This is a genomic window from Klebsiella sp. PCX (assembly GCF_021869705.1).
Classification (GTDB): domain Bacteria; phylum Pseudomonadota; class Gammaproteobacteria; order Enterobacterales; family Enterobacteriaceae; genus Klebsiella; species Klebsiella quasipneumoniae.
On the sequence record NZ_CP091527.1, the window covers coordinates 3465737 to 3478924 of the forward strand.

The window sequence follows — 13188 nt, forward strand, 5'->3', positions numbered from 1 at the left end:
CCTGGTCTCCCACGCAAAATGGCCTGTTCTTCCGGACAGGCCAGTCCACTTTCCTCCGCTTCCGGGGGCGTATTATCCATACCGTAGCCAGTCGTCTGCGGTCAGTAATCTTTCCATGCCGCAAGGGGGCGTGATTGAAAAGGGTGTCTGCGATCTTCGCAGCGGTCCGGCGTTGCCGGCCGCGATTCCTGGCAGGCTGGCTGGTCAGCTGTGGATTGCTCTTGCTGCTGATCGCTCCGCAGGCGCAGGCGGCGCCCCGACAACTGGGGACGGATATCCCCGTCGAATGGTACGCGGACGACAGCGGCCAGATGACCATCGATCGCTTTGCCGACCTGCCCGTGGACCAGCTCGCCACCACCCGGCAAATCCCCTCCTTCGGCTATTCACGCAAAACCCTGTGGCTGCGCAGCGAGCTGCCGGGTGATTGGTTTGCCGGCGAGTCGCGCTGGCTGCAGATTGGCCCCTCTTTCGTCGACCACCTGACTCTCTATTACCGGCCGTTGGGTAGCGATGCCCCGTGGACAGCGCGTACCTTTGGCGACCGCGACCCGGCCCGCGAGAGCGATCTTCACTATCGGGAAAGCGTGCTGATCCTCCCTCCGCCGCCGACCGCCGCCGGCTATGAGATAGTCTTTCGCCTGCAGAGCACCAGCACTCTGATCCTGCTGGCCTCGCTCTCTTCGCCGCAGGCCTACGTGCAACGGGCCGCCGCCGACACCGCCTTCTGGAGCTTCTATTTTGGTCTCGCGGCGGTCGCCAGCGGCGTGGCGCTGTGGCTGGCCCTGGCCCTGCGCCGGCGTCTGCTATGGGGCATCTGCTTCTTCTCGCTCAATTATCCGCTGGTGGCTGCCCTGCACGGCTTCCCGGAGTGGTTCTTCGGCCACGCCGCGCTGCCCTTCCAGGATTTTATGATCAGTAGCCTCTCGCTGTTCAGCTATGCCACCGCCCTCTGGCTGCACAGTGAGATATTCGATTTAAAGAAAAATATGCCGCGGCTTTACCGGCTGCTGATCGCCGCTGTGGTGCTCAACCTGCTGCTGCAGGTCAGTATTCCGCTGGGTTTTTACGGCCTCGCGATGCAGATTGAAGGAGTGATCTTTATCATTATCACCCCGGTGCTGCTGTTCACCTCCTGGTGGCTGTGGCGCAAAAAAGCTATCGACCGCAACACCCTCCTGCTGGGGCTCCTGCCGCCGTTCTATGTCGCCGCCGCGGTGTTGGTGCAGCTGTCGATCCATGGGATTATTCCATTCCATATGGCGATCTATTCCCTCTGGCAGTACGCGCTGATCGTCCACATTATTACGGTGCTGATCATTGCCATCCTGCGGGTGCGGGCTGAAAACCGCCAGCTGGAGCAGAAGCAGCGCCTGGCGCGCGAGCTGCAGATTGAGCGCGAGGCCAGCTTCCACCAGCGGCAGTTTATGGGCATGGTGGCGCACGAATTCCGCACCCCGCTGGCGGTGATCCAGGCGGCGCTGGAGAATCTCCGCCTCTCGGCAGCTTCCGCCAGCCAGGAGGCGCGCTTCGATCGCATCGGCCGCGCCGCCACCCGTCTGGTACAGCTCACCGATAACTGCCTCGCCGACGCGCGCCTCGCCTCCCACGATCTGCACGTCGACCGCCAGCAGACCGCCCTGCTGGCGGTGATCAACATGGCCGCCTCGGTGGTGGCCATCTCCCATGATCACTACCTGAACATCCGCCATCACGGCGCGGTGGAAAGCCCCCAGCTGCAGGCCGATGCCGGCCTGCTGTGCATCGCCATCGCTAACCTGCTGGATAACGCGGTCAAGTATTCGCCGCCGGGCGAAATCACCATCGATATTCACGCTGATGCCGGGCAAACAGAGCTGCGCATTCGCGACTACGGTCCTGGGCTCCCCGCCGGACAGGCGGAACTGATCTTTGAGCGCTATCGCCGCGGGGAACATACGTCGCCGGTGCCGGGCGGCACCGGTCTCGGACTGTATGTTGCGCGTCAGATCGTGCAGGCTCATGATGGCAAACTGTGGCTGGCCGAGCATGGCCCGGACGGCTGCACCTTTATTCTCACCCTCCCCACGGTTGCTTAAGAGGAGAACGACGCATGGCTTTACGGCTGGCGATAATTGAAGATAACCCCGATCTGCTGGATGAACTGCTGGCCTGGTTGGGCTATCGCGGCTTCGAGGTATGGGGGACGCGGAGCGCTGAGGCCTTCTGGCGGCAACTGCACAGCCATCCGGTGGACATCGTGCTGATTGATATCGGTCTGCCCGGCGAGGATGGCTTCAGCGTGCTGAGCTACCTGCACGAGCTGGGGCACTACGGTCTGGTGGTGGTCAGCGCCCGCGGCCAACAGCAGGATAAACTGCAGGCGCTGAGCCTCGGGGCCGATGCCTATCTGATCAAGCCGGTTAACTTCGCCCATCTCGCGGAGACCCTGACCGCCCTCGGCGCCCGCCTGCAGCAGGATCGGCCGGCCCCCCAGCAGCCAGAGATGGCCAGCGCCGCCCCCGCTCCCGCCACCGGACTGTGGCGTCTGCATGAGGATAAACTGATCTCCCCAGACGCGCGGACGCTGGAATTAACCCAGCAGGAATATCGCCTGGTGGAACTCTTAATGCGCAATCGCAACGAAGTGTGTAGCAAACTGGAGCTTCATGCTTGCCTGTTTGCCCATGAAAGCGAGCCTGACCTGCACCGTATCGACGTGGTGGTTAGCCGCCTGCGCCACAAGGCTCGCCAGCAGGGGATCCATCTGCCCGTACGCGCAATCTTTGGTAAGGGGCTGGCCTTTATCTCCTGAACGACGGGGCATGTCGGCGGCCGCGCGGGATATGAATGACTCGCAAGTGTTAATTTTTCTCATTTTCTGAGAGAAATGAGAGGAATGAGACTGACGATGACCTTAAGAACTTTCTTATAGTGCTACTACATCAGGATGATGTCGTATGATTTTCATCGGACAGAAAAGCATATAACAAAACGTATTAGCCGTTCGCGGCAAATTCTGACACCATGCAACACAAACAAGGTATAAACAATGGCCATGCAAACGTGGTTAGTTTTATTGCTATGCATTTTTTTCTTCAGCATCTCTGTATACAGTTTTATTTCCTATCTGAAAGACAGGAGACGGCAGAAATTTACCTTTAACGATAAGCGTTCAATGCGTCGTAAATAATTCACTGTAGAATAATAAAAACATATTGTAGGTACTTTAATACAGTCAACACACCGCATACGCCCGGAGGATGTGTCACAGCATGGCGTTATGTTTTTGCGTAAGGAAATAACGCCATGAGAAACATTAATGTCACCATCAACACCCGCAATACCTTTGTCCGTGAATCGCTGATGGCTATGGTCAATGACCTCACGCAGGGCGAAATACGGGCGCGTTTTTCCTGGCGTAATAATGACCTGTCAGGGGAAGACATCATCATTTGCGAAGTGATCCCCGGCGAAATCTACCTGTGCAATACGCTGATTAAAAACAGGAAAAAAGGCAGTTCGCTGATTATCCTCCACAGCTACGACCAGTTGCCGGAAGATGATTTCATGATTAACTGCCTGAAAGGGGTTATTTTTGTTTCGCTAAAAACCGCCAGTATTCCGCAACTGCTGACGATCATTAAAAGCGAGCTCCAGCATTGTATGAGCCCGTCAGCCACCGACGCCGCGGGTCGGGAACTCAGCTGCGCCAGCTGCCCGCACCGCGTGCTGTCGCGCTCGCAGACCGCCGTGGTGCACGGTATTCTCGAAGGGATGGATATGAGTAAAATCGCCGCCCTGCAGCGCGTCAGTCCCCGTACCGCCGCCTATCATAAAAATAAGATTATGGAAAAATACAGTCTGAATAATAACCATGACTTTTTCCAGTTTATGAATCTGTTACGAGAGCGCTGGTAGGTAAATAGCGAGCAGAAGAGAATAAGATATTCGCCTGGCGATATTGTCGTAAATCCGAAAATAGCCACAGGATGCTAAAAAAGCGCCAGCGCTGCCAGACATAACGTTAAACTCTGACGCTTCCTCGGTATAAAGACGTTACCGCGCGCCTTTATATAAGAAAAAAGACTATTTACGAGGAAAACTGATACTTCGTCACATTGCCCCTGACGTGCCTGTCAGGGGTCTTTTTTTCGGTGTGAAATGGCGCCCTCTGCGCGAGGGCGCGGCAGGATCAGGCTTCCACTTTCTCCACTTGCCAGTCCGGCTGCGCTTCCTCGTCGGTCAGCAGACCTTCGTTTTTCGACAGCATAGCGGTGGCGATGCCGTTACCCAGTACGTTGATGGCGGAGCGCCCCATATCGAGGAAATGGTCGATGCCCATCAGCAGCAGGATCCCGGCAACCGGGATATGGAAGCTGGGGATAGTGGCCGCCAGCACCACCAGCGCCGAGCGCGGTACCCCGGCGATGCCTTTCGAGGCCAGCATCAGGGTCAACATCATGACCGTAATCTCGCTGAAGCTCAGCGGCACGTTATAGGCCTGGGCGATAAACATCGCGGCGAAGGAGCAGTAGACCATCGAGCCGACGAGGTTAAACGAGTAGCCAATCGGCAGAACGAACGAGACGATATTGCGCGAACAACCAAACTTCACCAGCCGTTCGAGGGTCTTCGGATAGGCAGCTTCCGAGCTGCTGGTGGTAAAGGCTACCAGCACCGGATCTTTCAGCATGTTCAGCAGACGGAAGACCTCTTTCTTCAGCACCATATAGCCGACGGCAATCAGCACCGCGCTGGTCAACAGCACCGCCAGGTAATAACCGCCGATGAACGAAGCGTAGTTGAGTAAAATCCCCAACCCCTGCGAGGCAATCACCGACGAGATGGCGGCGAAGATGGCCAGCGGCGCAACGTACATCACATAGCCGGTCACCTTCAGCATAATGTGCGACACCACGTTAAGGGCCGCCACCAGCGGAGCATTAAACTTCTCGCCCAGCGACGCGCCGGCGATGCCAAAGAACATCGAGAACACCACGATCTGCAGGATCTCGTTGTTGGCCATCGCCTCGGTGATGCTGGTAGGGATGGTATGCGACAGGAACCCTTTCAGGGTCATGCCGCTGACCGCCAGGCCGGTATCCACCGCCTCTTTCGGTACCGTCAGGTTCAGCCCGGCGCCCGGGTGCTGGAAGGTGACGATCACCAGCCCGACGAGAATGGATAATACCGATGAAGTGATAAACCACACCATCGCCTTACCGCCCACCCGGCCGATGGTCGCCGTCTCGCCGAGGCGCATGATCCCGACCGTCAGGGTGCTGAACACCAAGGGCGCGATAACCATTTTGATTAAGCGCAGAAACAGATCGGTCAGCAGCGTGATGTTGTCTGCCCAGGCGGAGATAGTAGTCGGCGTCGCGTAGGCATGGATAGCCGCGCCGGAGAGGATCCCCATCAGCATAAAAACGACGATGAAGAGCGTGAGTTTGTTTGCGTTTGCCACAGCAATGACCCCTGATTATTTAACACGTTGATTTTTAAGTGCATATTTTATTATTATGAGAATGCACTGATTTATTCACCGCATAAATCTAATTAAAGCCCCCGCGGATACAACTATTTTTTGCTTTTTTAAACTAAAAGTTGATATCACACCGGAAATCAGCGGCGAGAACGCCCGGCGTCGCGGCCGTTATCCAGACATTTCTCAACCTTCTTTTCATAATTCCTCCATTTTTACGGCCCCTTCCCTCACTAAACTAGTATCATTCAGCGAAACGCTTCAGGATGAGACCGTAAACTAATGAAAGGCAGTAACATACGTCGTTGGGGCGCCGCGCTGGCGGTAGTGATTATCGCCGGGGCCGCCTACTGGTTCTGGCACGATCGTGGAACGAGCGGCAGCGGGACGCCCGCCGCCGGGCAGGGTCCGCAGGGGCCGGGTGGCGCGCGCCATGGCCGCTTTGGCGGCGCGCTGGCGCCGGTGCAGGCCGCCACCGCGACCGAACAAGCGGTCCCGCGCTATCTCACCGGGCTGGGTACCGTGACGGCAGCCAATACCGTCACCGTGCGCAGCCGGGTCGACGGCCAGCTGCTTAGCCTTCACTTCCAGGAGGGTCAGCAGGTCAAAGCCGGCGATCTGCTGGCGCAGATCGATCCCAGCCAGTTTAAAGTCGCCCTCGCCCAGGCGCAGGGTCAGCTGGCGAAAGATAACGCCACTCTGGCGAATGCCCGCCGCGATCTCGCCCGTTACCAGCAGCTGGTGAAAACCAATCTCGTCTCCCGCCAGGAGCTCGACACCCAGCAGTCGCTGGTGGTGGAATCCGCTGGCACCGTAAAAGCCGATGAAGCAGCCGTCGCCAGCGCCCAGCTGCAGCTCGACTGGACGCGCATTACCGCGCCGATCGACGGCCGCGTCGGCTTAAAGCAGGTGGATATCGGCAACCAAATTTCCAGCGGGGATACCACCGGGATTGTGGTTCTCACCCAGACGCATCCGATCGACGTGGTCTTTACCCTGCCGGAAAACAGCATCGCCACGGTGGTGCAGGCGCAGAAAGCGGGTAAAGCGCTCAGCGTCGAAGCCTGGGACCGTACCAATAAGCAGAAAATCAGCGTCGGGGAGCTGCTGAGCCTCGACAACCAGATCGATGCGACCACCGGGACCATCAAGCTGAAGGCGCGCTTCAGCAATCTGGACGACGCCCTGTTCCCCAACCAGTTCGTTAACGCCCGCCTGCTGGTGGACACCCAGCAGAACGCGGTAGTCATCCCTGCCGCCGCTCTGCAGATGGGCAACGAAGGGCATTTTGTATGGGTGCTGAACGATGAGAATAAGGTCAGCAAACACAGCGTCACCCCGGGGATCCAGGACAGCCAGAAAGTGGTCATCAGCGCCGGGCTTTCCGCCGGGGATCGCGTGGTCACCGACGGGATTGACCGCCTGACCGAAGGGGCGAAAGTGGAAGTTGTCACCGCCAGCGGCAGCGAGCAGGCGCAGCCCGCCCCGCGCCAGAGCGGTAAACACGGAGCGCGTTCCTGATGCAGGTGTTACCCCCAGGCCGCACCGGCGGCCCGTCCCGGCTGTTTATTATGCGTCCGGTGGCCACCACTCTGCTGATGGTGGCGATCCTGTTAGCCGGGATCATCGGCTACCGCTTTCTGCCGGTCTCCGCGTTACCGGAGGTGGATTACCCGACCATTCAGGTAGTCACCCTCTATCCGGGCGCCAGCCCGGACGTGGTGACCTCCGCCATCACCGCCCCGCTGGAACGCCAGTTCGGCCAGATGTCCGGGCTTAAGCAGATGTCATCGCAAAGTTCCGGCGGCGCCTCGGTCGTCACGCTCCAGTTCCAGCTGACCCTGCCGCTGGACGTTGCCGAGCAGGAAGTGCAGGCGGCCATCAACGCCGCCACCAACCTGCTGCCGAACGATCTGCCCAACCCGCCGGTCTACAGCAAGGTGAACCCGGCGGATCCGCCGATCATGACCCTCGCCGTTACCTCCTCCGCGATCCCGATGACCCAGGTAGAGGATATGGTGGAGACGCGGGTGGCGCAGAAGATCTCTCAGGTTTCCGGCGTCGGTCTGGTGACCCTCGCCGGCGGCCAGCGCCCGGCGGTGCGGGTGAAGCTTAACGCCCAGGCCATCGCCGCCCTCGGCCTGACCAGCGAAACCGTGCGCACCGCCATCACCAGCGCCAACGTTAACTCGGCGAAAGGCAGCCTCGACGGCCCGGCCCGCGCGGTAACGCTTTCCGCTAACGATCAGATGCAGTCCGCTGAGGATTACCGCCGCCTGATTATCGCTTATCAGAACGGGGCGCCGATCCGGCTCGGCGATGTCGCCAGCGTCGAACAAGGGGCCGAAAACAGCTGGCTCGGGGCGTGGGCCAACCAGCAGCGGGCGATCGTGATGAACGTCCAGCGCCAGCCGGGGGCCAACATCATCGACACCGCCGACAGCATTCGCCAGATGCTGCCGCAGCTCACCGAGAGCCTGCCGAAATCGGTGAAGGTGCAGGTTCTCTCTGACCGGACCACCAACATTCGCGCCTCGGTGCGCGACACCCAGTTTGAGCTGATGCTGGCCATCGCCCTGGTGGTGATGATCATTTACCTGTTCCTGCGCAACGTGCCAGCGACCATTATTCCCGGCGTCGCGGTGCCGCTGTCGCTGGTGGGCACCTTCGCGGTGATGGTGTTCCTCGACTTCTCGATCAACAACCTGACGCTGATGGCCCTGACCATCGCCACCGGCTTTGTGGTGGATGACGCCATCGTGGTGATCGAGAACATCTCGCGCTATATCGAGAAAGGCGAGAAGCCGCTGGCCGCTGCGCTGAAAGGCGCGGGAGAAATCGGCTTCACCATTATCTCCCTCACCTTCTCGCTGATCGCGGTGCTGATCCCGCTGCTGTTTATGGGCGATATCGTTGGCCGCCTGTTCCGCGAATTCGCCGTTACCCTTGCCGTCGCCATCCTGATCTCGGCGGTGGTCTCCCTGACCCTGACGCCGATGATGTGCGCCCGCATGTTAAGCCACGAATCGCTGCGTAAGCAGAACCGCTTCTCGCGGGCCAGCGAGCGCTTCTTCGACCGGGTGATCGCCGTCTATGGCCGCTGGCTGAGCCGGGTGCTGAACCATCCTTGGCTGACGCTCAGCGTCGCCCTGAGCACCCTGGCGCTGTCGATCCTCCTGTGGGTCTTTATCCCGAAAGGCTTTTTCCCGATCCAGGATAACGGCATTATCCAGGGCACCCTCCAGGCGCCGCAGTCGGTCTCCTTCGCCAGTATGGCCCAGCGCCAGCAGCAGGTTTCCGACATTATTCTCAAGGATCCGGCGGTGGAGAGCCTGACCTCGTTCGTCGGCGTTGACGGCACCAACCCGGCGCTGAACAGCGCCCGCCTGCAGATCAACCTCAAGCCGCTGGATGAACGCGACGACCGCGTCCAGACGGTGATTAGCCGTCTGCAGCAGGCGGTGGCCGGTGTCCCGGGCGTGGCGCTCTATCTACAGCCGACCCAGGATCTGACCATCGACACCACGGTGAGCCGCACCCAGTACCAGTTCACTCTGCAGGCGAACTCTCTCGAGGCGCTGAGCACGTGGGTGCCGCCGCTGCTCAGTCGCCTGCAGGCTCAGCCGCAGCTGGCCGACGTCAGCAGCGACTGGCAGGACAAAGGCCTGGCCGCCTATATCAAGGTGGATCGCGACAGCGCCAGCCGCCTCGGCATCTCGATGGCCGATGTCGATAACGCGCTGTACAACGCCTTCGGCCAGCGGCTGATCTCCACCATTTACACCCAGGCGAATCAGTATCGCGTGGTGCTAGAGCAGGATACCGAGGCGACCCCGGGCCTGGCGGCGCTGGATAATATCCGCCTGACCAGCAGCGACGGCGGCATCGTGCCGCTGACCGCCATCGCCACGGTGGAGCAGCGCTTTACCCCGCTGTCGGTGAACCACCTCGATCAGTTCCCGGTGACCACCATCTCGTTTAACGTTCCGGACAACTACTCGCTGGGCGAAGCGGTAGAGGCAATCCTCACCGCCGAACAGTCGCTGGATTTCCCGAGCGATATTCGCACTCAGTTCCAGGGCAGCTCGCTGGCCTTCCAGTCGGCGCTGGGCAGCACCGTCTGGCTGGTCGTGGCCGCGGTGGTGGCGATGTATATCGTCCTGGGGGTGCTATATGAGAGCTTTATCCATCCGATCACCATTCTCTCCACTCTGCCCACGGCCGGGGTCGGGGCGCTGCTGGCGCTGTGGCTGGCGGGCAGCGAGCTGGACGTGATCGCCATCATCGGCATCATTCTGCTGATCGGCATCGTGAAGAAGAACGCCATCATGATGATCGACTTCGCGCTGGCCGCCGAGCGCGAGCAGGGCATGCCGCCGCGGGAGGCGATCTACCAGGCCTGTCTGCTCCGCTTCCGACCGATCCTGATGACCACCCTCGCCGCCCTGCTCGGCGCCCTGCCGCTGATGCTGAGCACCGGCGTCGGCGCGGAGCTGCGGCGTCCGTTGGGGATCGGCATGGTTGGCGGCCTGATGCTCAGCCAGGTGCTGACCCTGTTCACCACCCCGGTGATCTATCTGCTGTTCGACCGCCTGTCGCTGCACCTGAAGCGCCGCTTCCCGCGTCAGGAAGAGGAGGCGTAAGTGAAGTTTTTCGCCCTCTTCATTTACCGCCCGGTGGCGACGATCCTCATCTCGCTGGCCATCACCCTGTGCGGCATTCTCGGCTTCCGGCTGCTGCCGGTGGCCCCGCTGCCGCAGGTCGATTTCCCGGTGATTATGGTCAGCGCCTCGCTGCCGGGGGCCTCGCCGGAGACCATGGCCTCGTCGGTGGCCACCCCGCTGGAGCGCTCCCTGGGGCGGATTGCCGGGGTCAATGAGATGACCTCCTCCAGTTCACTCGGCAGCACCCGCATCATTCTCGAGTTTAACTTCGACCGCGATATCAACGGCGCGGCGCGCGATGTCCAGGCAGCGATCAACGCCGCGCAAAGCCTGCTGCCGAGCGGGATGCCCAGCCGGCCGACCTACCGCAAAGCCAACCCGTCGGATGCGCCGATCATGATCCTGACGCTGACCTCCGACACCTACTCCCAGGGTGAGCTGTATGATTTCGCCTCCACCCAGCTGGCGCAGACCATCGCGCAGATTGACGGCGTCGGCGATGTCGACGTCGGCGGCAGCTCCCTGCCGGCGGTGCGCGTCGACCTCAACCCGCAGGCGCTGTTCAACCAGGGCGTGTCGCTGGACGCGGTGCGCACCGCCATCAGCGACGCCAACGTGCGCAAGCCGCAGGGGGCGCTGGAGGACAGCGCCCACCGCTGGCAGGTGCATACCAACGATGAGCTGAAGACCGCCGCCGACTATCAGCCGCTGATCGTCCACTACCAGAATGGCGCCGCGGTGCGGCTGGGGGATGTCGCCACCGTCTCAGATTCGGTGCAGGACGTACGCAACGCCGGGATGACCAACGCCAAACCGGCGATCCTGCTGATGATCCGCAAACTGCCGGAAGCCAATATTATCCAGACGGTGGACAGCATCCGCGCCCGCCTGCCGGAGCTGCAGCAGACCATTCCGGCGGCTATCGACCTGCAGATCGCCCAGGACCGCTCGCCGACCATCCGCGCCTCGCTGGAGGAGGTGGAGCAGACGCTGGTGATTTCGGTGGCGCTGGTGATCCTGGTGGTGTTCCTGTTCCTGCGCTCGGGGCGCGCCACGCTGATCCCGGCCGTCGCCGTCCCGGTATCCTTAATCGGCACCTTCGCCGCGATGTATTTGTGCGGCTTCAGCCTCAATAACCTGTCGCTGATGGCCCTGACCATCGCCACCGGCTTCGTGGTGGATGACGCTATCGTGGTGCTGGAGAATATCTCCCGCCATCTGGAGGCGGGGATGAAACCGCTGCAGGCGGCGCTGCAGGGGAGCCGCGAAGTCGGCTTTACCGTGCTGTCGATGAGCCTGTCGCTGGTGGCGGTGTTCCTGCCGCTGCTGCTGATGGGCGGCCTGCCCGGCCGCCTGCTGCGCGAGTTCGCCGTCACCCTGTCGGTGGCGATCGGCATCTCGCTGGCGGTCTCCCTCACCCTGACGCCGATGATGTGCGGCTGGCTGCTGAAAAGCGGCAAACCCCACCAGCCGACGCGCAACCGCGGCTTTGGCCGCCTGCTGGTGGCCGTACAGGGCGGCTATGGTAAATCGTTAAAATGGGTGCTGAAGCACAGCCGCCTGACCGGCCTGGTGGTGCTGGGCACCATCGCCCTCAGCGTCTGGCTCTATATCTCGATCCCGAAAACCTTCTTCCCGGAGCAGGACACCGGCGTGCTGATGGGCGGCATTCAGGCCGACCAGAGCATCTCCTTCCAGGCGATGCGCGGCAAGCTGCAGGACTTTATGAAAATCATTCGCGAAGATCCGGCGGTGGATAACGTCACCGGATTTACCGGCGGCTCGCGGGTCAACAGCGGGATGATGTTTATCACCCTCAAGCCGCGCGACCAGCGCCACGAGACGGCGCAGCAGGTGATCGACCGGCTGCGCAAAAAGCTGGCCAACGAGCCCGGGGCTAACCTGTTCCTGATGGCGGTGCAGGATATCCGCGTCGGTGGCCGGCAGTCGAACGCTAGCTATCAGTACACCCTGCTGTCCGATGACCTGTCGGCGCTGCGCGAGTGGGAGCCGAAGATCCGCAAAGCGCTGGCGGCGCTGCCTGAGCTGGCGGACGTCAACTCGGATCAGCAGGACAATGGCGCCGAAATGGACCTGGTCTATGACCGGGATACCATGTCGCGACTCGGCATCAGCGTTCAGGACGCCAACAACCTGCTGAACAACGCCTTCGGCCAGCGGCAGATCTCCACCATCTACCAGCCGCTTAACCAGTACAAGGTGGTGATGGAGGTGGATCCGGCCTACACCCAGGACGTCAGCGCCCTGGATAAGATGTTTGTCATCAACAGCGAGGGCAAGCCGATCCCGCTGGCCTACTTCGCCAAATGGCAGCCGGCCAACGCCCCGCTGTCGGTGAACCACCAGGGGCTGTCGGCGGCGTCCACAATCTCCTTTAACCTGCCCACCGGCCGCTCGCTGTCGGAAGCCAGCGAGGCGATTAACCGCGCGATGACCCAGCTCGGGGTGCCGTCCACCGTACGTGGCTCCTTTGCCGGTACCGCTCAGGTGTTCCAGCAGACCATGAACGCGCAGGTGATCCTGATCCTCGCGGCCATTGCCACGGTCTATATCGTGCTGGGGATGCTCTACGAGAGCTATGTACATCCGTTGACCATCCTTTCGACGCTACCCTCCGCCGGGGTGGGCGCGCTGCTGGCGCTGGAGATATTCGATGCCCCGTTCAGCCTAATCGCCCTTATCGGGATCATGTTATTAATTGGCATCGTGAAGAAAAACGCCATCATGATGGTTGATTTTGCCCTTGAGGCGCAGCGCACCGGCAACCTGACGCCGGAAGAGGCGATTTTCCAGGCCTGCCTGCTGCGTTTCCGGCCGATTATGATGACCACCCTCGCCGCGCTGTTCGGCGCCCTGCCGCTGGTGCTCTCCGGCGGCGACGGCTCCGAACTGCGCCAGCCGCTGGGGATCACTATCGTCGGCGGTCTGGTGATGAGCCAGCTGTTAACGCTCTACACCACGCCGGTGGTCTATCTTTTCTTTGACCGTTTGCGGCTGCGTTTTTCGCGTCATTCCACTCAACCGGTAAGCGAATAA

8 protein-coding genes are annotated in these 13188 nt (G+C 60.8%); 7 read left to right on the top strand and 1 reads right to left on the bottom strand.

From position 1 onward, the window contains the following. Nucleotides 1–221: 221 nt before the first annotated feature. The 4 genes from GQR96_RS16535 (at nt 222) to GQR96_RS16550 (ending at nt 3900) form a co-directional block, all read left to right on the top strand. Entirely contained in the window at nt 222–2078 is a 1857-nt protein-coding gene (locus tag GQR96_RS16535) for a sensor histidine kinase (RefSeq protein WP_069734089.1), read from the top strand. Nucleotides 2079–2092: 14 nt separating this feature from the next. Then, nucleotides 2093–2794 carry a response regulator transcription factor gene (locus GQR96_RS16540; RefSeq protein ID WP_032456375.1) on the top strand — a complete coding sequence of 234 codons (702 nt, stop codon included), beginning with the start codon at nt 2093–2095 and terminating at the stop codon, nt 2792–2794. Nucleotides 2795–3031: 237 nt separating this feature from the next. Further along, nucleotides 3032–3172: a small membrane protein gene (locus GQR96_RS16545; protein ID WP_004146563.1), complete on the top strand. Its 141-nt coding sequence runs from the start codon at nt 3032–3034 to the stop codon at nt 3170–3172. A 116-nt stretch (nt 3173–3288) separates the two neighbouring features. After that, complete coding sequence (locus tag GQR96_RS16550) at nt 3289–3900, top strand: helix-turn-helix transcriptional regulator (protein ID WP_004201550.1); 612 nt, start codon at nt 3289–3291, stop codon at nt 3898–3900. 274 nt (nt 3901–4174) lie between these two features. Here the strand turns inward: GQR96_RS16550 and GQR96_RS16555 are convergent, their stop codons facing one another. Then, nucleotides 4175–5449, bottom strand: coding sequence for a dicarboxylate/amino acid:cation symporter (locus tag GQR96_RS16555; protein ID WP_032456376.1), 1275 nt, complete (start codon nt 5447–5449; stop codon nt 4175–4177). 300 nt (nt 5450–5749) lie between these two features. Between GQR96_RS16555 and GQR96_RS16560 the strand changes: the two genes are divergently transcribed. From GQR96_RS16560 to mdtC, 3 genes are read left to right on the top strand one after another with little or no spacing between them, the layout of a single operon-like run. Then, the gene (locus GQR96_RS16560; protein WP_004201552.1) at nt 5750–6988 is read left to right on the top strand and encodes an MdtA/MuxA family multidrug efflux RND transporter periplasmic adaptor subunit; all 1239 of its coding nucleotides are present in this window, start codon (nt 5750–5752) and stop codon (nt 6986–6988) included. Further along, nucleotides 6988–10110: an MdtB/MuxB family multidrug efflux RND transporter permease subunit gene (locus GQR96_RS16565; RefSeq protein WP_069135510.1), complete on the top strand. Its 3123-nt coding sequence runs from the start codon at nt 6988–6990 to the stop codon at nt 10108–10110. Before GQR96_RS16560 ends, GQR96_RS16565 begins: the two co-directional genes overlap by 1 nt. Continuing rightward, a complete protein-coding gene (gene mdtC, locus GQR96_RS16570; RefSeq protein ID WP_004201555.1) occupies nt 10111–13188 on the top strand; it encodes a multidrug efflux RND transporter permease subunit MdtC in 3078 nt (1025 codons plus the stop codon). It abuts the gene before it with no gap.